We start from the raw sequence: 22,473 nt of genomic DNA on the forward strand, positions 1-22,473 counted from the left end.
TACGCCGTGAAGATCTGTGTTCTCGGACTTAGAGGCATCCCCAATGTCAGCGGCGGTGTCGAGACACATTGCGAGCAACTCATCCCGCGGCTGCAAAAGCGCCGGCCGGATGATCAGTTCACGATCATCGGCCGCAGATTATATTGTCCCAGGGACGTCTCTGAATTCGACGGCGTGCGGATCGTGGCACTGGCTCATGCGAGGGGGAAATACCTCGAGGCGATCTCGAGCGCGCTGATCGGTCTCCTCTACGCCAGGTTTCGCCTTCATGCCGAGATCATCCATATCCATGCGATCGGTCCGGCTCTGGTCACTCCGCTGGCGAGGATGCTGGGGATGAAGGTTCTCGTGACCCATCACGGTGCAGACTACAACAGAACGCGTTGGAATTCGTTCGCCAAGGCGGTTCTGCGCGTCGGCGAGTTTTGTGCCCTTCGCTTTGCCGATCATATCATCTCAGTCTCGCCATCGGCGGCTGATCAGCTAAAGCAGCGCCATCGGTCTCGGTCGTCGCATATCTCTTTCATACCCAACGGCTCAAATCATGTGACGGAGGACGACGCTGTCGACGGCGCCGATCAGGCGATCTTGTCACGGTATGGCCTGGCTCCTCGCGATTACCTCATCACCGTCGGGCGGCTCGTGCCGGAAAAAGGCGTCGAGACTCTCATCCACGCATATCGTGGCGTTCCTCGCCCGTCGAAACTCGTCATCGTCGGAGGCTCGTCGGAAGATCGGTATGCTGACTATCTGCACCGCGAGTCCGATCAGCGGGTGCTCTTCACGGGAGCCCTCGAGCCCCCCGATGTTCGTGTGCTCCTAGCGAACGCGGCATTGTTCGTCCTCGCTTCCCGGCACGAAGGCTTGGCAATCGCCGCGCTGGAGGCCGCGGCCTCGGGGTGCCCGGTCCTTTTGAGCGACATTCAGGCCAATCTTGATCTCGGCCTTCCGAAGGCAAGCTACTTTAGATCCGGCGATGAGGACGACCTTCGAGCAAAGCTATTCGCGCCGCATCAGACATATTGCGTCCCTTCGACCGCCTTCCTGCGCAACTACGACTGGGACAGAATCAGCGATGAGACGAGCGCGGTGTATGAAGCCCTGCATCGGGCTCCGAGGGATGGCGCTTCGAACCGGCTCATCCCCTGGCTTCGTTGATGCTGCGGTATACCGCCATGATTTTGGCCGCATGCGTTCTTGGAGAGAGTTCGTCGGCCACCTTGCGACGGGCATCGAGGGACAGGACGACTTTCTCTGGCGCGGCGAGGATTCGCATGGCTGCATCGGCGAAGTCTTTCACCGTCGCCTGAGGATCGACCAGGACACCGCCGTGCCAGCGGGCCACGATCTCGGAGTGACCGGCATCGTCTGTCGCGACGAACGGAACGCCGAGGAGCACAGCCTCCACGAGAGTCCGGCCAAATGGCTCCCCAAAAGCCGGCGCGAGCAAGATGTCCAGGGTCGCGATGTTCATCTCGGGCGGCGTCCGGAAGCCCGCCATGACGAGCCTGTCGGCGATTCCGAGGTCCCTGGCGTATGCCTCCAGGTCGCGGCTTCGGAAATCCCGTTCGCGGCCGAAGATGACGAACTTGGCGCGGGGCTCCCGTGCGGCGATGTCCGCACAGACCTTGAGGAAAAAGTCCGGCCGCTTCCTGAACTGGAAATTGCCGATGAATCCTATGAGGATCGGCTCCGCTCCGTCTGGGGCATGGGCACGGAACTCCGTCCGCCACCCTTTGGGAGGCTCGAGCATCGGATCCGGAAAAGGATTGAGAACGGATGCGACGCGATCGCCGGACAGAAACCGGAGGTCGCGGCGGCAGGGATCCGATATGGTGATGATGCCGTGCGATTGACGCACGAGCGATCGGTCGAACCACCGCATCTTCAAGAGCGCTCGGTGGTGGTAGACGAGCGGCAGCCCGATCATCCGTCCCGCGATGCCCCATGACTGCAGACTCCAGATGTCGTTGCAGTGAACGATGGTACCGGTCCCATAGGACTTCAATGCCCGGATGCGACGGGCCAGCCTCGCAATGTCTGCGAGGGGATCGCGGGCGGTTGCCGGTGCATCGCCGCTCGAATGCACGAGAACGTCCATTTCTTCGGCTTGGCGCGCGACATTCGATGCCGGCGGCGCCAGGACGATGCATTTGATGCCATGATCCTCCGTCAGGGATCGCGCAAGGTGGAAGGTCGAGATGTGACTTCCGCCCACGGTCGAGCCTGTGAATGGAAAGAGCACTGGCCCAAAAGGCGCGTTGGTCTCAGGCATCACTGCCCCTCACAAGGTCCGTGCATCGACATGTGCCAAGGTAGGCAGGTAGGCTCAAAAATCAGGATATCCATAGCGCCGTGCAACCGCGTCGATCTGACGGTCGTTCATGTTCGCCAGGAGATTCTTGCGGAAAAGCGCGGTCCTCTGCGAGCCCGGCCAGTCCCATAGGCCTCCCGAAGACTGAATTTTTCTGTAGGTGCTTCCGGCGCGCCTCCCCATCCAGTACAGCCAGACATCGTCCGCTTGCGGGCAGAGCGCGAGGAACGTCGCTTCGTCGGCGACTTCGAATGACAACGCACCTGGGGGATAAAGAATGCCTCCGCGTCCGACGGGAAACGCCGCTGTCGATTCCCTCGGCCCTCTCAGGTACGGCCACCGGTCGTAGGGCTGCAATTGACCCTGATCATCCAGCCGGATTTCACGTGCCTGATAACAGACGATCACGCCGCTGCGACCGGAAGAGGCCATCGCCAAGTCTTCGAGCCAGCGCGGCCCGTAATAGACATCGTCGTCCGCCGTCACGATGAAGGCGTCTGGAAAAGCTCTCAAAGCCGGAATGATTTTCTTGAACGACTTCATGTCGTTGGTGGTACGGATCTCGAGGCCGTACGAGGTGAGCCTGCGCACGGCATCCGGGATTGCCGGCTCGTCGCCGTAGGACACCCAGAGAACGATACGGTCCGGCTTGACCGTCTGGCATAGCAGCGATCGCAGCGTCAGAAAAAGGCTGGCGAAGCGCGGGGGATAGGATGTCAGGGACACAACGAGTTCTCCCGGAAGCGGGTGCCGTCGACGACCGGCGCCGCGGATCCGCCATACCATCGCCGCGCGCGCACCACCGGACCGGATGTTCAATGCCAGGCGGTCCAGACGCCATTGCGCCTTCCTGAGAAGGCGCGAGGTCGCCGTATCGCGCGCGGGCCCAGGCTCCTCCCGGACAGTTGCCCGCGACAGCTCCCGAGCGCGATCCGGTGCGGTTTCCAAGGTTGATCCCTCCGTATCGTAACCGCCGCAACCCGGCGGATTGTCGAAGGCAGGCGGTGACTACCGCGACAGGTTCGACCCTATGACCTTGCTTGTGAGCATTTGGAGGGGCCAATCGCGGAGTCAACTGGATGACCGGGCCTCTATAGGCCGAGCAGCGATGCGACGAGGACCCGCTGAATTTCCGAGGTTCCCGAGTATATCCGGCTGCCCAGCGCATCGCGCAACTCGCGCTCGACCTCCGATTCCACCATGTAACCGTAGCCGCCATGGATCTGGATGGCGTCCTCCGCGCACCGAACCCAGTTCTCGCTGATCGTGAGCTTCGCCAGGGCCGCTTCGAGATAGACGTTCCGCCCCTTGGTTTGAAGCCAAGCCGTCCGATACAGAGCCGCCTGGGCCTGGTCGACCCGCATCTTCATATCGACGATCTTGCTGCTCACCAGTTGGAACTTCCCGATCGATTGACCGAATTGCTTGCGCTCCCTTGCGTAGCGGATGGACATGTCGAGGAGCCGCTGCATCGCTCCAACGGCATTGGAAAGAATGCAGGCGCGCTCCCAATTCATGGAATGCGTGAAGAGACTTTGGCCGCCTCCCTCACGCCCCAGGCGATTTTCCACGGGCACCTCGCAATCATCGAAGAACAGTTCCGCCATCGGCGATGTACGAAGACCCATCTTTTCGAGAGGGCGCCCGACCTGAAAGCCAGGGTACTTCCTCTCGACGAGAAAGCCGCAAATTCCATTCGCCCCGGCAGACCGGTCGAGCGTGGCGTATACAACGACAACGTCGGCGACATTGCCGTTGGAGACGAAGGTCTTGCTGCCGTTCAGCACATACCGATCGCCACGCCGTTCCGCCGTCGTTCGAAGACTGTACGCGTCCGAACCCGAACCCGGTTCCGACATCGCGTTGCCGCCGATCAGGGCGCCACTGCACAGGTCGGGCAGGTACTTTCGCTTCTGCTGCTCCGATCCGAATTCAAGCAGCGGGGCCTCGACCGTCCACATATGAGCGTTGATCGAGAACACGAGACCATTGTCCTTGCAGGCATAACCCAGGCTCTCCAGCACACCCACCGTCGTCAGAGGATCGGCACCCATTCCGCCGTAATCAGCCGGAACGGGAAGCCCATGAATCCCGAACCTGGCGCATTTGTTCCAGCACTCGCGGCTGAACTCGCCCCTTTTGTCCCGCGCGCGAAGGTCCGCATTCAGCTCGTCGCCGGCAAAGCTCTTGACGGCTTCCCGCATCTGCATCTGTTCGTCGGACCAGGCAAAGTCCACGGCTCAGCTCCCGCTCCAGATTCTCAGCGTCTGATAGTCGATCTTGTCGGTCGAGGTCTTGGGAAGCGAGGAATGGAAGCTGAACCGGTCCGGAATCATGTAGATCGGAATGTGCTCTGAGCAGAATGTCTTCATGTCGATCAACGACAGTGCCTTCCCTTCCTTGGACACGACGTGGGCATGAACCCTCATTCCGACGGCGTCGTCCGCCAGTGCAACCACGGCGGCTTCGCGAATGCTTGGATGACGGTAGAGGCAGACCTCGATTTCACCCAGTTCGACACGGAATCCGCGCTTCTTGATCATCCTGTCCTTTCGACCGAGGTAGCGAAGATTGCCATCCGCTTCCTCCCGAACGATGTCGCCGGTCCGGTAGTAGTTCTTGCCGCGCATCTCGACGAAGGAGCGCTGTGACTGCTCGGGCAGGTTCCAGTAGCCTCTTGTCACCGCCGGCCCGCATATGCACAGCTCGCCCTCTTCGCCCTTCCCCGCTTCGGCTCCATCGGCCTGAAGGAGAATTCCTTCGAGGTGCGAGCAGACTTTTCCGATGGGCACCGGTTCCATCTGCTCGGCTGGGATGGGCGTCCGGACCTCGTAGGATGTGCACACATTGGTTTCGGTCGGACCGTACAAATTGAAATATCGCGGATGCGGCCAATACGTTGTCAGGAGCTTGAGGTGGTTTATGGGAAAGACCTCACCGGCAAACAGAACCAGCCGCAGCGACGAATAATCGCGCGAATCGAGCTTCCCGAACTGGGCCATAAGGCTCAGACTCGATGGAGCCGAGTACCACACAGTGATCTTCTGATCCGCAATCAACTCTGCGAGCTCGTAAGGCTGCTTTCCAACCTCCTCGCCAATGATGACGAGGGTTCCGCCGTGCTTCACTGAGCTGAAGATGTCAAAGACAGACAGATCGAAATGGAATGGAGCATGGGAGGAGAACCGATCCGATGACGTCAGCGAGAAGGTTTTTGCGCACCACTCGACGAAACTGATGGCATTTCCATGAGTGAGCTGAACACCCTTCGGCCTGCCCGTGGAGCCGGACGTGTAAAGGATGAACGCCAGATCATCCGTTCCCTCGGCAGACGCGGCAAGGGACGCCCCTGCCTTGAAATTCCGGGCCAGTGCGGCGTGCGCCTGGCTGGCGTCACCCGCCTCATCGACCGCGAGAATGGTGGGATGCCAGCCTTCCGCGTCGTGCGCTTCGAGCACCGGCTCGAAGCGTTTCTCCAACACGATGGCTGCCACCTTGCAGTCGGCGAGGATGTAATTGTTGCGTGCCGCCGGACCGGTTGGATCGATCGGCACATAGGCAGCACCTGCCTTCAGGATCGCGAACAATGTGACGACGGAATCAATCGATTTGTGAAGCCAGAAGCCGACGCGATCGCCGGGCCGAACGCCGAGGCTGATCAAGCGATCGCCCAACCGGTCGGACCGTGCATCAAGTTCCCCATATGTCACGAAGCTGCCGTCAAGTTCCTGAATCGCGACCCTTTCAGGCCAGTCATGCGCAGCATCGAGAAGATATTGATGGAGTTTCATCCGATAGATCCTCCAGCGAACTCGTTTGGTGCGAAAAACCGGGTCAGCTTTTCGCTGCCGCGGCCCTCTGGGTCCGCACGATGCGCTTAGCGGACGAGTGAACGCTTCGAGGCAACGAGCTCGCAAATCGCCTCGAGCGTATTCAGGTGCTCCTCATCGGCTTCATGGGCTTTGATTGGAATGTCGAATTCGCGCTCGAGAAAGGCAACCAGCTTCAGCATCGCCAAGGAATCAAGGATACCTGTCGATACCATTGGTGTGGTGGGTGTGAGCAGCGCCGGGTCCTCCCCCGGAAGGAATTCCTCAAGGATATAGGCCTTGACGACGGCCATCGTGGCGCTCTGATCTGTCATGAAGGCTGCTCCAGCTGGCCTGCAGCGTCAAATGATCTACACGATTTCCAATTCTAGATAGCTCTCTTTCAAAAACCAGTGGCACCCAGGAACCGGAGAACGACTTGGACTAGACGCGCGAGCGGCTCGCACTGCATCGGTGCGCATGACGACAGTCTCTGCAAATCGATATACTCGCAGTGCCGGTCGCTTTCGCGCATGGACGATGGCCGATCTGCCAAGATTCAATTATTCAGCCAGAGAACATCTAATTTAGCACCCGGCATGTACTGGACCTCCACCGGCCCGCGATCAAAGATCAGCACGGCAAGCTCTTCGCGCAACACTTGGACACGCGGGACGGTGCGACGCTCAGGGTTCGGGCATCGGGCCGGTCCCAAACCGGGGTCCACTTTTGGGATCGATGCTCTATCTGCCGTCCACGAGAACCTGACATTCGGGATCGACAATAACGGAGGCCACAGCGGTGGAGGCTCCAGTCACATCAGTGCGCTCGGCACAATCACGCGAGGCCGACGAGATTCTCGTCGGGAAGTCCCGCTCCAGATGGGACAGCGTCGGGGCCTATTGGGAGCAGGTGCGAAGCGATCTGACAGTCAGTCGCCTTCTGAGGCTCGGGATCATCGTCTTTGAACTCGCGCTGGTCGCGGTCGCGGTCAGGCTCCTCAATATCGAGAGCCCAGCATTCGAATCCGTGCTGACACTGGCTCTCGCCGGATTTCTTGTCCATCACTTCCTGCCGGCATCCTGGCGCATTGCATTTTTCGCGGCCCTGTCAATGGCAACGGTGCCACTCGTGTTTGGATGGCAGGCTGGCATGTGGCTGCTCGCCTTAGGGGGACTTCTGATCGCCCTCTGCCACATCCCCGTCGCGTTTCACGTCCGCGTGGCGCTGATCGTCGCCTTGGCACTTGCACTCGCTCTCGCACGCAAGCAGGTTCTGCCGTTACTCGCGGCGATCCCACCGACGATCTGGCCGATCCTGGGATCGATGTTCATGTTTCGGCTGATCGTCTACCTTTACGATCTCAAGCACGAAGCTGCACCCTTCAGCGCCATCCGCGCCGCTGCCTATTTCTTCATGCTGCCGAGCGTGTGCATGCCGCTTTTTCCAGTGGTCGACTACAAGACCTTCCAGCGTAGTTTCTACAATGCGGATCCCCTGCAGCTCTACCAAACGGGCGTGAAATGGATCCTGCGAGGGTTGATCCACCTGCTCCTGTACAAGGCTGTATATTTCCTGGCGGTGGTCGAGCCAGGAAGCGTCCTGAACGGCACCGACGCGGCGAGGTACATGGTCTCGACGTTCCTCCTGTACCTAAAAATTTCCGGCCTGTTCCACATCATCGTAGGCCTCCTTCACTTGTATGGATTCGGCCTCGCAGAAACGCACCACTTCTATCTTTTTTCGTCGAGCTTCACCGACTTCTGGCGCCGAATCAACATCTACTGGAAGGACTTCATCCAGAAGATCATCTTCAACCCCGCGTACTTCCGGCTTCGCAAGCACGGGGAGACATTCGCAGTCGCAACCGCAACCTTGATTGCCTTTGCGGCAACGTGGCTGCTTCACTCCTACCAGTGGTTCTGGATCAGAGGCGACTTTCCGATCGTTTGGTCCGACATCGTGTTCTGGTTTGGACTGGGAGTAGTCGTCTTGGTGAACGTCCTTCTGGAGACTCGCAAGGGACGCCAGAGAACCCTTGTGAAGCCCGTGCGGACGTTCCGCGACGATGCCGTGCTCGCTGCGAAGATTGCGGCCACATTTGTCGCGATCTGCGTGTTGTGGACCATCTGGAGCACGCCCAATGTGGCGGAGCTTACGAATCTCTGGCGTGCCATTCTCAACTCTGGCCCGAAGGACCTGCTGGTCCTTTTTGGCATCCCGGCGGCGGTGGGCATCCTGGGCGCCCTGTTCCGGAACAGGAAGCGGGAGACGGCGGGAACGCGCACGGATGACAGGACATTCATGGTTCAAGCAGGCGCCGTAACACTGACAGCCTGTCTCCTCATCGGCCTGGCGCTGTATCCCTCCCTGATCCAGCCGGTGTCGCCGGCCCTGGCTAATCTGATCACCGATCTGCGTGACCGCAACCAGCTGAATGCAGCCGACGAGATGAAAATGGTGCGTGGATATTACGAGGATCTCGGCGATGCGGGTCGATTCAACAACGAGCTGGGTATGATGTTCGGTGTTGCGCCGGCAGATTGGAAGGGAACGATCCCGACAAAGGAAACGAAGGATGCCGTCGAGGTGCAGTTCATTCCTTCGACTACAACGCCCGCGACCGGCACGGTCTTTGCGATTAACAGCTTCGGCCTGCGAGACCGCGAGTACCCGCGTGCTCACGATTCCGGAACTTTCAGGATCGGTCTCGTCGGGTCGTCGCATGACATGGGGTGGGGCGTGAGCGGCGACCAGACATACGAGAACGTTGTCGAAGACCGGTTGAACAAGGAGCTCGGTCCGGTCACCGGAAAGAAGTTCGAGATCATGAACTTCTCCTACAAAGGATACGGCCCGACCCAGAAGCTCGCCGTCATCGAGGAGCGAATGTTCCCCTACCGCCCGGATGCCGTCCTGTATGTTGCGAACACGACAGAGTTTCTGTGGATGTTCAAGTCCGCATCGAAGCTTGCGCGCAATGCCCTTCTCGATCAGTTTCCTTATGTCGCGGACGCAATCGAGCGCGCAGGATTGAATTCCGCGGCTCTTCCTGATGACGAGGCGCTCGCACGAAAGCTGGCTCCCTTTGCAGAGGATGCCCTGGCAGCTTTGCTGCGCCGCTTCCGTGAGGAAGCGCTGGCGCACGACGCCAGTCCGGCGCTCGTTCTGCTTGAAATTCCGAAGGATGGGCGAGCGCGGAGGCCGGAGTTCGACCGCCTGGCGAGTATCGGTCGCACGGCTGGACTTCCTGTACTCGATCTTCAAGGGGCGTTCGCGAAAGTCCGCGACCGGCAATCGCTCTGGGTCGCACCGTGGGACAATCATAGCAACGCGGAGGGGCATCGGTTGCTCGCGGATCGCCTGTACGCACTTCTGGTTCAGCAGGATTTGGTTCCCACGAAGCCGCCGGACGATCGAGCGGGGTCACAAGGTTCGAAATAGATGGGGTGACGGAAGCAGCAGTGACGGTGGCAGCCGGCCCGGTCGGGACGGGCCCGGCAGACGATGCGCGCGCCGCGCGCCTTTCCGTGATCATCCCGGTTTATCGGATGGCAGCGGACCTGCGGCAGTGCCTCGCATGCCTTGTCCAGCAAACCTACCGCGACTTCCAGATCCTGGTTGTCGACAACGAGCCCGCGGAAGACGGCAATGTCGGTGAGGCAATTGGCGCCGTCATTGCCGAATTCGCGTCGTCAGGGTTGCGGGTGCGTGGAATCGGATGTCGGCAACCCGGATCTTACCATGCGCGCAATGCCGGCCTCCTCCTTTCGCAGAGTGAGCTGATCGCCTTTACGGACGCGGATTGCCAACCGCTGCCGGAATGGCTCGAGGCGTCAGTCGAAGCCTGGGACGCGCATAGGCATGCCGGCGTGGTCTCCGGTCCCGTAGCGCTCTTTCCGGCCGATCAGGGCGCTGTCTCGCTTTACGAGATGCGCTTCAGCTATCTCGGCATGGTCAACGGCAGCGGGGATTCATTCGTGACGGCCAATTGGCTGACGACCCGCGACATCCTCACCGAGCTGGGCGGCTTTGACGCCTCGCTGCGTTCCGGCGCCGATGGCGATCTTTCAAGGCGCGTCAAAGCGGCCGGCTATAGCCTGATCTATGCGCCGAAGGCAGTTGTGCGACATCCTACGCGGTCCACGCTTGAGGAACTCCTGCGGAAGCACCGTCGCACGATAGGCGGCGCGTGGAGTCGCACTCCGAGCGGCCTGAAGCCGCTGCGCCTTCTAAGACATGTTCTCAGACGCGGATGGTCACGCTACCGCGATCTGCGCAAAGCAGGATCTGAGGAAAAGAAACTCGCGACCGGGCTGCTCAAGGTACAGCGTGCCATAACGGCGGCCGAGATCAGAGAGACGATCCGCCTCTCTTGCGGTGGGGAGCCCGAACGCTAAAGCTGTCTCCACTCGCGTGGAAGCACCTCTCTTCTTTGATTTGCCGCATTTTTTGACGGCGAACAGGACCACTTCGCTGGAAAATGCTCTAGCTGCGCAGAGCGGCAATCTCGAGGTTCAATGCGGTCTGCCGTCCCGTTCGGGTTCGCCATCCAAGCCGCTTCCCGCCATCTCTATCTCATACTGGCGCACGATTCTTTCATCGCCATCGGGAATGCGCCTGATGTGATAGAGCGGAACGCCATCGGCGGCCGACGGAAGCAGACTGACGATGCTGAAGATGCCGTGAGGCATGCTGCAAACACGTGCCTCCTTTGCCTGGACATGTTGGCCAATCTTGAACGCATGTGTCGTCATGGTGTCGTCCTCCAAAAGAGAAGCGGACGCAAACACGCTGCCAGGATCCTGTTGCGAACGGAAAATGTCGGTCAGTCAGCCGTGGCCGGAACTGTCCTCACCGACTGGCCGCATCGCGATCATGCATAAAAGGCGAGGCAGTCGAACTCGTCGCCCGCTGATCCGATGAACGGCAATACCCTGCGCATGCAGGCAGTGCAATTATTCAAGCAGGACTTGTCCCCGCTAGTTTAGCGGCCTCGCACCGCTTCGCCGAAGGACAGGTAATTCGGGATTCGTTGGCGATGATGGACTTCCACGACCGAAACTAGAACGTTTATCCGCTCCTGCAAGCCTTGTTCACTGCCGACGCCGGAGAAATCACGCGAGGTGCACTTTCTCGCATGCTGTCCTAGATGCATTCCGGTCAGGTCAGCGGAGCTCGATTGGTGGCGCCATGAATGTATTCACGAAGACCGTTCACGCACCGCTTCGCCGCCTCGGGTTCAAGATCGTCAGACTGACACCGCCTGCAAATTCATCGAGACTTCCCGTACGGGCACCGGAACTTGCGAGCGAACATGTGCGCGAATGCCGCCTGTTTCCCAGTCGTGAAGCCTGGCTCCCGACGATCCCCGAGGGCGGCACGATCGCGGAGATCGGTGTTGCCAATGGCGACTTCTCAGACGCCATCCTGCGCTTGGCAAAGCCGGAGCGCCTCTATCTGGTGGATGCCTGGCATACATCGCGATTCGCGCCCGGCTTCGAACACGTGTCCGCACGATTTGCCGCGGACATCACATCGGGGCGTGTCCAAATACGCAGGGGTTTTTCGACGGATGCCCTGAGGACCTTCGCCCCCGCTTCCCTGGACATGGCTTACATCGATACGACGCATGCCTACGCGCTCACGGCGGAAGAGCTTGCGCTATGCGAGCCGCTCATGAAGCCCGATGGACGAATTGCCGGGCACGATTATTGCGAAGGCAACGCCGTGACCGGGATTCCCTACGGCGTCATCCAAGCCGTCCACGAGTTCTGTCTTGCCAGGCACTGGGTTTTCGATGCGCTCTCGCTTGCTCCAGATGGTCACATGAGTTTCAGCCTGCGCCGCGGATAGCCTGCGACGGCGGACGACCGGCTTGGCTGTCAGTGCCGCTAAATTAGCGCTCGCCGAACCGGCCTTGCGCGCGCTATCGGACAGGCGGGCTCACAAGCCTGTGCTATCATTCCTCGTGGAGGAAGCTTGGCCATATCCGACAGGGTGGAGATGCCCTCTCATGAACGACGACGCTCGCGCCCGCAGGATCCTTTTCGTCATAAATTCCCTTGAGGGCGGCGGGGCGGAGCGGATGATGTGTATCGTGGCCGGTGGATTGGCGGAATCGGAGAAACACTGGAAGATCACCCTGGCGACCCTTGATCGCACACGCGACAGCTATGCCCTCACGGGGCGCGTGACCCGTATTCGACTGAATGCAGGTGGCAGCCTGCTCCGGAGCGTGATCAGCCTTCGCCGGTTGCTTCGTACGGAACGCCCCGATGTCATCGTGAGCTTTTTGACGCGATCGAACTGCGCTGCGATTGCCTGCTCACGGCTGGTGGGAGTGCCATGCGTGGTCAGCGAACGCGTCCATACCACGAGCCATCTTTCCTCCGACCGGGGCCGCCGATTGAAGAAAGCGATGATCCGGCGCCTCTATCCCTATGCGGATCGCATCATCGCCGTTTCCCACGGCATCAAGGACGACCTCGTCGACCATTATGGAGTGGGGGACGCACAGGTCGTGACGATCCACAACCCGGTCGACATGGAGGGGATCAGACGCGCTGCTCTGGCGACTCCTGCGGTGGACCTGCCCGATGACTTCATCGTGGCGGTCGGGCGCCTCGTGCCGAACAAGAATTTTCCGATGCTCCTGCGTGCCTATGCGGCTGCGAATATCCCCAGCTCGCTCGTGATCCTCGGAGACGGCCCGGAACGGTCCCGCCTTGATGCGCTCGCGTCCGAACTCGGCATGTCCGGCAAGGTCCGCCTGCTGGGATTCACGGAGAATCCGCACGCGATTGCTGCGCGGGCGAAATTCTATGTGTCGCCGTCCAACGCGGAGGGCTTTCCGAATGCGATGATCGAGGCCATGTGTATCGGGCTGCCTGTCGTTTCGACGGATTGCGAGTCCGGTCCCTCCGAGATCCTCCAGGGTGGAACGGAGACGCGCAAAGTCACGGAACTGACGAGGGCCAAGTTTGGCATTCTTGTTCCGCCCGACGACGAAAGCGCCATGAGTGCCGCGCTTCAGGCGATGAGCGAGCCTGGCAATCGCCAGCATTTCGCGGCCGTGGCACGGAAGCGCGCCGGCGACTTCTCCCACGACCGCAGCCTGATGGAATATCGCGCCGTGATCGACGCAAGCCTCTCGGCTTTCGATCTGAGGTCCTCATGAACGCCAGCGCAGAAATGGACGAGCGATCCGCCGTCTCGTCACAGGTCGCCCCATGACTAAGGACGTATCGGCGGCGAGAGCGGTTGTGTTCATGGGTGCGGCTCAGGCCTGCCGATTGGTGGTGACGTTTCTGACCGCGCCGATCCTCGGCCGGCTGCTGCAACCGGCTGATTTTGGCCTGATCGCAACCTCGGCGCCGATCATCGGTTTCGTGACCATGATTCAAAATCTGGGCCTGACCCAGGCGATCATTCAACGCAAGACGATCACGAAAGGACAGACGAACACGCTGTTCTGGCTGTCCCTGTTTCTCAGCCTCACGCTCGCCGCCGGCCTGGCCGTTTTGGCGCCCGTATTGGCACGCTACTTCCAGGAGCCGCGCCTGACGGCCGTCATCTGGGTTGCCGCGATGCTCACCGTGGTTTCCGTCATTGCCGAGCAGCCCATGGCGCTGCTCACGCGAGGCCTTCGTTTCAAGCTTCTCGCCGCTATCGACATTCTCGGCATCGTCATCGGAGCGGCCCTCGGAGTCGCCGTCGCGTGGTACACACGCAGCTACTGGGCTTTGTTGGTGCCGCTCGCATGTGCGCGGGTGTTGAATCTGATCGTCTCGGCCCATGCGGCCCGGTGGTTACCGGGAAGACCGGTCTGGGACGAGGCGGCGCGGCAGATGCTCGGCTTCGGCGCCGGCCTGTCGACGTTCAACGTCTTGAACTTCCTCGCGCGCAGCGCGGACAACCTGATGATTGCCAAAGCTCACGGCGCGGTCGCGCTCGGCTTCTACGATCGGGCCTACAAGCTGATGCTGCTGCCGCTCACACAGGCGACGTGGCCGTTGAGCCGCATCATGACGCCAATTCTTTCGAGGCTGCAGGACGAACCGGAGGAGTACCGCCACACCTATACCGGCGGCGTGAGCCTTCTGATGCTTGCGGTGCAGCCGGGCGTGCTGTGCGCGGTGATGTTCTCCGACGCAACCGTCGCCCTGCTCCTCGGAAGCAAATGGGCGGAAGCCGCGCCGATATTCGCTTGGCTGGGATTTGCAGGGCTCCACCAGCTGTTCACCTCGACAATGGGCTGGCTGTTCATCAGCCAAGGGCGGATGCGGGACCTCAGCATCGTCGGTCTTGTGGGCTCGACCTCGACGATAGCCTCGTTTGCCGTCGGATTGCCTTGGGGGCCTCTTGGCGTTGCGATCTCCTACGTGGTCAGCGACTACGTGTTAAGGCTTCCCTTTACCTGGTATATGACCGGCCGGGCCGGCTTCATCAGGGTTGGCGACATCTACAGAATCGTCGGCCCTCATGCCTGCTCACTCCTCGTGAGCGCGGCTGCGTTGGCTCCGATCAAGGCAGCGCTCCACACCCCCTCGCCGGTCGAATTGTGCGGAGCGCTCCTCCTCACCTACGCGGTCAACACTGCCGTCTTGATGCTGTTCAAATCCAAGCGACGGCTGATCATCGACGCGCTGAAGGTGGCCCGCCAGGGCGTCGGGCTGCGCCGGACGCCCTGAGTCGAGCAATCACTCCGCCGCCATCACGCGGTAGCTTGCCGGATCGTAGTTGAGGATCGGGGCGAGCCAGCGCTCGACTTCCGCCACGCTCATGTCCTTGCGCGCCGCGTAATCCTCCACCTGATCGCGCTCGACCTTGGCGACGCCGAAATAATAGGCTGCCGGATGCGACAGGTAGAGGCCCGACACAGAGGAGCCCGGCCACATGGCGTAGGACTCGGTGAGCGTCACGCCGATGCTGCGCTCGGCGTTAAGCAGGCTGAACAGCGTCGCCTTCTCCGTGTGATCGGGCTGCGCGGGATAGCCGGGAGCCGGGCGGATGCCATGGTATTCTTCCGCAATCAGCCCCTCATTGGTGAGGTTCTCGTCTGCGGCATAGCCCCAGAACTCCCTGCGGACGCGCTCGTGCATGCGCTCGGCGAAGGCTTCTGCGATACGGTCGGCCAGGGCCTTCACCATGATCGAACGGTAATCATCGTTGGCGCGCTCGAAGCGCTCCGCGATGCGCACCTCTTCGATGCCCGAGGTGACCACGAACGCGCCGACCCAATCGGGCGTCCCACTCTCGGCGGGAGCGACGAAATCGGACAGGCAGATGTTCGGCTTGCCATCGCGTTTTGAGAGCTGCTGGCGCAGGCCGTGGAAGGTCGCGAGCTTCTCCGTGCGGCTCTCGCCCGTGTAGAGGCGGATGTCGTCGCCCACTGTGTTCGCCGGCCAGAAACCGATCACCGCCTTCGGATTGAACCAGCGCTCCTCGACGAGCTGCTTGAGCATTCCTTGAGCATCCTCCCAGAGCTGGCGCGCGGCCTCGCCCTGCTTCTCGTCATCGAGGATCGCCGGGAAGCGGCCCTTGAGCTCCCAGGTCTGGAAGAACGGCGTCCAGTCGATATAGGGTACGAGCTCGCCGACATCGTAGCTGCGGAACACGCGCGCGCCGGTGAAGGTCGGCTTTGGCGCCCGATGGGCCTGCCAGTCGATGGAAAGCTTGTTGGTACGCGCCTTCTCGATGGAGAGACGCTGCTTGTCGGCCTCGGAGCGCGCATGCGCATCGGCCACCTTGCGGTATTCCGAGCGCAGCGTCTCCACATAGCCGTCCTTCATCTCGGACGATAGCAGCGAGGACACGATGCCCACCGCGCGGCTCGCATCGGTCACATAGACGGCCTGGCCCTTGTTATAGTTCGGGTGGATCTTCACCGCCGTGTGCACGCGGCTCGTGGTGGCACCGCCGATGAGAAGCGGAATGTCGAAGCCCTCGCGCTCCATCTCGCTCGCAACATTCACCATCTCGTCCAGGGACGGCGTGATGAGGCCGGAGAGGCCGATCACGTCCACGTTCTCCTTGCGGGCGATCTCCAGGATCTTCTGGGCCGGCACCATGACGCCGAGATCGATGACTTCGTAGTTGTTGCAGGCGAGAACCACGCCGACGATGTTCTTGCCGATATCGTGCACATCGCCCTTCACGGTGGCCATCAGCACCTTGCCGGCGGCCGAGCGCTCGGTGACGCCGGAGGCCTCCTTCTCCGCCTCCATGAACGGCATGAGATAGGCGACCGCCTGCTTCATCACGCGGGCGGATTTCACCACCTGCGGCAGGAACATTTTTCCAGCGCCGAAGAGATCGCCGACCACGTTCATGCCGGCCATGAGCGGGCCTTCGATCACGTGCAGCGGACGCTCGACCGATTGGCGCGCTTCTTCCGTGTCCTGCTCGATGAACTCGGTGATGCCGTTGACGAGAGCGTGCTCGATGCGCTTCCCGACAGTCCAGGAGCGCCATTCGAGATCGGCGGCCTTCACCGCACCCGCGCCATCGCCCTTGAAGCGGGGCGCGGCCTCCAGCAGGCGCTCGGTGGCGTCGTCACAACGGTTGAGCACCACGTCCTCGCAAAGCTCGCGCAACTCCGGATCGATCTCGTCGTAGACCGCGAGCTGGCCCGCATTCACGATGCCCATATCCATGCCGACCTTGATGGCGTGGTACAGGAACACGGAATGCATCGCCTCGCGCACGGGCTCGTTGCCGCGGAACGAGAACGAAAGATTCGATACGCCGCCGGAGATATGCGCATGCGGCAGGGTCTCGCGGATGATGCGGGTCGCCTCGATGAAGGCGACGCCGTAGCCGTTATGCTCCTCGATGCCCGTAGCGACCGCGAACACGTTCGGATCGAAGATGATGTCCTCCGGCGGAAAGCCGACCTCTTCGGTCAGGATCCTGTAGGCGCGTGTGCAGATCTCGACCTTGCGCTCCAGCGTATCGGCCTGCCCCTGCTCGTCGAAGGCCATGACCACCACGGCAGCACCGTAGGAGCGGCAGATCCTCGCGTGCTCGATGAAGGACTCCACGCCCTCCTTCATGGAGATCGAGTTCACGATGGCCTTGCCCTGGATGCATTTGAGGCCGGCCTCGATCACGTGGAACTTGGAGGAATCCACCATCACCGGCACGCGGGCGATATCGGGCTCGGCGGCAATCAGGTTGACGAACTCCACCATGGCCTTCTCGGAATCGAGCAGGCCCTCGTCCATGTTGATATCGATGATCTGCGCGCCGTTCGCCACCTGATCGCGCGCCACGTCGAGGGCAGCGGCATAATCGTTGTTGGTGATGAGCTTGCGGAACTTGGCGGAGCCGGTCACGTTGGTGCGCTCGCCCACATTCACGAAGGTGATATCGGAGGTAAGATTAAAGGGTTCGAGACCGGACAGGCGCATGAGCGGCTGAACCTTCGGCACCGAACGCGGGGCCTTGTCCGCAACCGCTTCCGCAATCGCCCGGATATGATCGGGCGTCGTGCCGCAGCAGCCGCCGACCACGTTCACGAGGCCCGCATCGGCGAATTCCGCGAGCATCCGCGCCGTCGCTTCGGGGCGCTCGTCATACATGCCGAACTCGTTGGGCAGGCCCGCGTTCGGATAGGCACAGACCAGCGTATCGGCGACCCTGCCGATCTCCTGGATATGTGCGCGCATCTCGCGCGCGCCGAGCGCGCAGTTGAGGCCGATGGAGAACGGATCCGCATGGCGCACCGAATGCCAGAAGGCGGTAGGCGTCTGGCCCGAGAGGGTACGGCCAGAGAGATCCGTGATCGTCCCCGAAATCATGATGGGCAGCTTCACACCCTTCTCGGCGAAGACCTGGTGCGTGGCGACGATGGCAGCCTTGGCGTTGAGCGTGTCGAAGATCGTCTCGATGAGGATGATCTCGGAACCGCCGTCGATCAGGCCCCTCACCTGCTCGGCATAAGCGTCGCGCACCTGGTCGAAGGTCACGGCGCGGTAGCCCGGATTGTTCACGTCCGGCGAGATCGAGAGCGTGCGGTTCGTCGGCCCGACGGCACCGGCGACGAAGCGGCGGCGGCCGTCTTCATCTTGCGCAATCAGCGCCGCCTCGCGGGCGAGGCGCGAGCCCTCATAGTTCAGGTCGTAGACGATCTCCTCCATGCCGTAATCGGCCTGAGCGATGGAGGTGCCGGAGAAGGTGTTGGTCTCGACGATGTCGGCGCCGGCGCGGAAGTAATCGAGGTGCACTTTGCGCACCGCATCTGCTTGCGTGAGGATCAGCAGGTCGTTGTTGCCTTTGACATCCTGCTTCCAGTCCTTGAAGCGCTCGCCGCGAAAATCCTCTTCCGAGAAGCGCGAGTTCTGCAGCTCCGTGCCCATGGCACCGTCGAGCACGAGAATCCGCTTCGCGGCGGCTTCGCGGAGCGCCCTGATCACATCGGCGCCGTTGGCGGGGCGAGGATTATACGCAGTCATTCGATCTGTTCTCTTTTTCATCGCCGCGAGGTCGCTGCGACCGGCGATGCACTTTTGAAACCAACACGGATATGCCCGGCGCCAGGGCCGGGCATCGAAACACTTAAGCAGCTACCTTTACGCTCTGATCGCGCAGGCCGAGGAGGTGACAGATGGCATAGACCAGATCGGCGCGGTTCATCGTATAGAAGTGGAACTCGTTCACGCCGCGGTCGACGAGGTCGATGACCTGCTCGGCGGCGACCGCTGCGGCGACGAGCTTGCGGGTCTCGACGTCGTTCTCGAGGCCCTCGAAGCGGGCGGCGAGCCAATCGGGCACGCTCGCACCGGTCTTCGAGGCGAAATTCGCCGTCTGCTTGAAGTTCTGCACGGGCACGATGCCGGGCACGATCGGGATGTCGATGCCGCGCGCGCGGACGCGGTCGAGATAGCGGAAGTAGTGATCGTTGTCGAAGAAGAACTGGGTGATGGCCCGGTCCGCCCCGCAATCGACCTTCGCCTGAAGCACGTCGATATCCGCTTCGAGCGAGGCCGCTTCGGGATGCTTCTCCGGATAGGCGGAAACGGACACCTCGAAGTCGCCGATGGCCTTGATGCCGGCGACGAGATCGCAGGTCTGCCGGTATCCGCCGGGATGCGGCGCATAGGCCGTGCCGATGCCGCCGGCCGGATCCCCGCGCAAAGCCACGATATGGCGCACGCCCGCATCCCAATAGGAACGCACGACGTCGTCCACTTCCCCGCTGGTCGCGGCTACGCAGGTCAGATGCGCCGCCGGCTTCAGCTGCGTTTCCTGCACGAGGCGGGAGACTGTCGCATGGGTGCGCTCGCGCGTGGAGCCGCCGGCGCCGTAGGTCACGGAAACGAATTGCGGATTGAGCGGCGCGAGACGCTGGATCGACGCCCAGAGGGTCGTTTCCATCTCCGGCGTCTTCGGCGGGAAGAACTCGAAGGACACCTTGATCGGCGCGGCGATCTGCCGGCTGGGGCGGAGGGTGAGCGGTGACATCAGGCGACCTCTCTGTCGGGTTCGTTCATGGGCCAATCCGTCACCACACGGCGATCCTGGCCAAGCCAAAGTGATACGGTCAATTGTTCGTCGCCTTTTCTCGGCGGAGCGATCTCGCGGCTGAGGGTGCAGTCGAGCCCCGCCTCGTCGAGCCAGCCGGCGACCTGGGCAGGCGCGAAGCCGAGGCGGCGATGGGCCTGGGCCTCGCGCAGGAACTCGAGATTATGAGGCGCGAAATCGACCACGAGGATGCGTCCGCCCGGCGCCACGAGGCGCGCAGCCTCGCGGATCGCCCGAGCCGGATCGTCCAGGTAGTGCAGCACCTGATGGATGACGACGAGGTCGAAAGTGTCGCGCGGGAATGGAGGCGCGTAGATGTCGCCCTGGCGCAGCTCGATGCCCCTCAAGCCCGCCTTCTCGAGATTGGCACGAGCCACGGAGAGCATGGCGTGACTGGCATCGAGTCCCACCGTCCTACCGGCACGCGGTGCCAGCAATTGTACCATGCGGCCGGTGCCGGTGCCGAGATCGACGAGGTTGCGGATCCTGGCCGGTCCCAGCGCATCGAGCACAGCGGCCTCGACCACGACTTCAGGCGCATGCAGGGAGCGGATGCGGTCCCATTCCGGGGCAAGACGGGAGAAGAAGGCCTGCGCGGTCTGCGAGCGCTGGGCGCGCACGGCGTCGAGCCGGGTCCTGTCCTCCAGCAGCTGCGGGTCGGAGCGGTCGAGGCTCTCGATCGTCGGGCGAATGATGCTAAGTGCCACCCCACGGTCGGTGAGCCGGAAGAAGGCCCAGGCTCCTTCCCGGTGCCGCTCCACGAGGCCGGCCTCGACCAGAAGCTTGAGATGACGGGAGATGCGCGGCTGCGACTGCCCCAGAATGTCCGTGAGATCCGAAACGGAGAGCTCTCCTTCGGTCAGCAGGGCCAGGATCCGCAGACGCGTCTCCTCGGCGGCGGCCCGCAGGACATCCAGGGTCAGATCCAGCGATGGAGACGGGGTGTCGGGCACAGCCAAAACTCGCTCTTACATATAAAGATATATTTATATGTATTTTGAAAGCAGAGCAAGCGGAGGCTTGGCCCCGGAAGTGACTATCCTTGTCATTCCCGGCCGGAGCGTCAGCGGAGGGGAAGGGAATTCAAAGTGTCGCGCTCGGTCGTGGATCCCCTTCCCGGCCTTCGGCCGCCGGGGATAACACCCGTCACGTCATGGCCGGCCTTGTGCCGGCCATCTCGATACGGTAAAGCGCCGCGCTTTTCTTAATCGAGATCACCGGCACTGATCCCCGGATCAAGTCCGAGGAGGTGATGACGTGGAAGCGCATCAGTGCTTTACCGGAACGGCGGCTCGTCGAAGCTGCGCAGCTTGCGCGAATGAAGCGACGACCTTTGCCCTTTGAGGATATCGAGCGCCGCCAGGCCGATCATGAGGTGCTCGCTCACGGCGCGCTCGTAGAAGGCATTGGCCGCACCCGGCAGCTTGATCTCCCCATGCAGCGGCTTGTCGGAGACGCAGAGCAAGGTGCCGTAGGGCACGCGCAGGCGGTAGCCCTGGGCCGCAATGGTGCCGCTTTCCATATCCACCGCGATAGCGCGGGAGAGGTTGATCTGGCGCCGCTCCTGGCTCCAGCGCAGCTCCCAGTTGCGGTCGTCATAGGTCACCACCGTGCCGGTGCGCAGGCGCCGCTTCAGCTCTTCGCCGCGCTCGCCGGTTACCTGGACCGCCGCGTCCTGCAAGGCGACCTGAATTTCCGCCAGCGCCGGGATCGGGATTTCCGGTGGCACCGCGCTGTCCAGAATATGGTCGCGCCGGAGATAGCCGTGGGCGAGAACGTAATCGCCGATGGATTGGGACTGACGCAGGCCGCCGCAATGCCCGACCATGAGCCAGCAATGGGGCCGCAGCACCGCCAGATGGTCGGTGATGTTCTTCGCATTCGACGGCCCGACGCCGATATTGACCAGCGTCACCCCATGCCCGTCCTTGTGGACCAGGTGATAGGCCGGCATCTGGAAGCGGTGCCAGGGCGAGGAGCCGATCAGCTCCTCGACGACCGACTCGTCGAGGCCCCGCTCTATGGTGATCCCGCCGGGCAGGACGAGTCTTGTATAGGGCCCCTCTTCGTTCGCCAGCTCCTTGACTGCCCAGCGGATGAACTGGTCCACATAGCGGTGGTAGTTGGTCAGCAGGATCCAGGGCTGGGCGCAGCGCCAGTCGCTGCCGGTATAGTGAACGAGACGGCGCAGCGAATAATCCACCCGGGCGGCATCGAAGAGCGCCAGCGGCCGCGGCTCGTCGTCGTGGAAAACCCAGGTGCCGTCGGCAATCTCGTCGCCGACCTTGGCGAGCAGCGGGGTCGGGAAATGCTGGGCGAGTTCCGATGCGGAATGCGCGCCGCGACCGAGCTCATCACCCCGCTCGAACACGTAAGGATACGGGATTTCCTGATCGCTGACCCCGACCTCCATGGTCGCCCCGTAATCGCGCACCAGGTGATGCAGCTGCTCCAGCAGATAGGTTCGGTAGAAGGCCGGCTGGGTGATCGTGGTCGCGTAGATCCCCGGCCCCTGAAACTTGGCATAGGCCCGCTGCTTCACCGGCGGCAGGGATGTCGAGCGATAGTGGAGGCGCAGCTCCGGATAACGGAAGCGGGATCGTTCGAGGGGCGTAGGGGCGACCCCGGTGGCGAAGAAATGCTCCAGCGCCTGGCGCTGGGCCTCGATGGCGCTGTCATGGAGCGCGATGAGCCGCTCGACGGCTTCTTCGGGTGTGGCGACGGATTGGAAGGTGGAGATCTGATCGGCTGGCACGTAATATCTTCTCTTCTTATGTCTCTCGTGCCTCAAGGGTCATACACTGTTTCGCCGAAGAACCCAAC

Annotated in this window: 16 protein-coding genes; 6 read left to right on the plus strand and 10 right to left on the minus strand. The window is 61.8% G+C overall.

Translation table 11 applies throughout. The features are described from left to right. The first annotated feature begins 6 nt into the window (after positions 1-6). Positions 7-1,158, plus strand: a complete 1,152-nt coding sequence (locus tag JKL46_RS36570) for a glycosyltransferase (RefSeq protein ID WP_201833348.1) — start codon at positions 7-9, stop codon at positions 1,156-1,158. Here the strand turns inward: JKL46_RS36570 and JKL46_RS12945 are convergent. The 5 genes from JKL46_RS12945 to JKL46_RS12965 all read right to left on the minus strand — a co-directional run bounded on the left by JKL46_RS12945 (position 1,139) and on the right by JKL46_RS12965 (position 6,437). Further along, a complete protein-coding gene (locus tag JKL46_RS12945; RefSeq protein ID WP_201833349.1) occupies positions 1,139-2,275 on the minus strand; it encodes a glycosyltransferase family 4 protein in 1,137 nt (378 codons plus the stop codon). The genes JKL46_RS36570 and JKL46_RS12945 overlap by 20 nt on opposite strands. Positions 2,276-2,329: 54 nt before the next feature. Then, the gene (locus JKL46_RS12950) at positions 2,330-3,262 is read right to left on the minus strand and encodes a hypothetical protein (protein WP_201833350.1); all 933 of its coding nucleotides are present in this window, start codon (positions 3,260-3,262) and stop codon (positions 2,330-2,332) included. 143 nt (positions 3,263-3,405) lie between these two features. Beyond that, the gene (locus JKL46_RS12955) at positions 3,406-4,551 is read right to left on the minus strand and encodes an acyl-CoA dehydrogenase family protein (protein WP_201833351.1); all 1,146 of its coding nucleotides are present in this window, start codon (positions 4,549-4,551) and stop codon (positions 3,406-3,408) included. A 3-nt stretch (positions 4,552-4,554) separates the two neighbouring features. Continuing rightward, the gene (locus JKL46_RS12960) at positions 4,555-6,105 is read right to left on the minus strand and encodes an amino acid adenylation domain-containing protein (RefSeq protein WP_201833352.1); all 1,551 of its coding nucleotides are present in this window, start codon (positions 6,103-6,105) and stop codon (positions 4,555-4,557) included. Positions 6,106-6,191: 86 nt separating this feature from the next. Further along, positions 6,192-6,437 carry an acyl carrier protein gene (locus tag JKL46_RS12965; protein WP_201833353.1) on the minus strand — a complete coding sequence of 82 codons (246 nt, stop codon included), beginning with the start codon at positions 6,435-6,437 and terminating at the stop codon, positions 6,192-6,194. 508 nt (positions 6,438-6,945) lie between these two features. Here JKL46_RS12965 and JKL46_RS12970 point away from each other — a divergent pair. Then, the gene (locus JKL46_RS12970) at positions 6,946-9,567 is read left to right on the plus strand and encodes an SGNH/GDSL hydrolase family protein (protein WP_201833355.1); all 2,622 of its coding nucleotides are present in this window, start codon (positions 6,946-6,948) and stop codon (positions 9,565-9,567) included. 5 nt (positions 9,568-9,572) lie between these two features. Continuing rightward, positions 9,573-10,523, plus strand: coding sequence for a glycosyltransferase (locus JKL46_RS12975; RefSeq protein ID WP_201833357.1), 951 nt, complete (start codon positions 9,573-9,575; stop codon positions 10,521-10,523). A 117-nt stretch (positions 10,524-10,640) separates the two neighbouring features. Here JKL46_RS12975 and JKL46_RS12980 read toward each other — a convergent pair whose 3' ends face one another. Beyond that, complete coding sequence (locus JKL46_RS12980) at positions 10,641-10,880, minus strand: hypothetical protein (protein WP_201833359.1); 240 nt, start codon at positions 10,878-10,880, stop codon at positions 10,641-10,643. 436 nt (positions 10,881-11,316) lie between these two features. Here JKL46_RS12980 and JKL46_RS12985 point away from each other — a divergent pair, with 436 nt between their 5' ends. From JKL46_RS12985 to JKL46_RS12995, 3 genes are all read left to right on the plus strand, one after another. Then, positions 11,317-11,979: a class I SAM-dependent methyltransferase gene (locus tag JKL46_RS12985; protein ID WP_201833361.1), complete on the plus strand. Its 663-nt coding sequence runs from the start codon at positions 11,317-11,319 to the stop codon at positions 11,977-11,979. Positions 11,980-12,139: 160 nt separating this feature from the next. Beyond that, complete coding sequence (locus JKL46_RS12990) at positions 12,140-13,303, plus strand: glycosyltransferase (protein WP_201833362.1); 1,164 nt, start codon at positions 12,140-12,142, stop codon at positions 13,301-13,303. Positions 13,304-13,355: 52 nt separating this feature from the next. Continuing rightward, a complete protein-coding gene (locus JKL46_RS12995) occupies positions 13,356-14,816 on the plus strand; it encodes a lipopolysaccharide biosynthesis protein (protein WP_201833363.1) in 1,461 nt (486 codons plus the stop codon). Positions 14,817-14,825: 9 nt separating this feature from the next. Here the strand turns inward: JKL46_RS12995 and metH are convergent, their stop codons facing one another. The 4 genes from metH to JKL46_RS13015 form a co-directional block, all read right to left on the minus strand. Next, complete coding sequence (gene metH / locus JKL46_RS13000; protein WP_201833364.1) at positions 14,826-18,581, minus strand: methionine synthase; 3,756 nt, start codon at positions 18,579-18,581, stop codon at positions 14,826-14,828. A 103-nt stretch (positions 18,582-18,684) separates the two neighbouring features. Next, the gene (gene metF, locus JKL46_RS13005) at positions 18,685-19,590 is read right to left on the minus strand and encodes a methylenetetrahydrofolate reductase [NAD(P)H] (protein ID WP_201833365.1); all 906 of its coding nucleotides are present in this window, start codon (positions 19,588-19,590) and stop codon (positions 18,685-18,687) included. Next, complete coding sequence (locus JKL46_RS13010) at positions 19,590-20,603, minus strand: metalloregulator ArsR/SmtB family transcription factor (RefSeq protein WP_201833366.1); 1,014 nt, start codon at positions 20,601-20,603, stop codon at positions 19,590-19,592. The genes metF and JKL46_RS13010 overlap by 1 nt, the downstream gene beginning before the upstream one ends. Positions 20,604-20,926: 323 nt before the next feature. Further along, positions 20,927-22,405, minus strand: coding sequence for an AMP nucleosidase (locus JKL46_RS13015; RefSeq protein ID WP_201833367.1), 1,479 nt, complete (start codon positions 22,403-22,405; stop codon positions 20,927-20,929). Positions 22,406-22,473: the final 68 nt, after the last annotated feature.

It is taken from the genome of Microvirga zambiensis WSM3693 (assembly GCF_016735695.1).
In the GTDB taxonomy this organism is placed as follows: domain Bacteria; phylum Pseudomonadota; class Alphaproteobacteria; order Rhizobiales; family Beijerinckiaceae; genus Microvirga; species Microvirga zambiensis.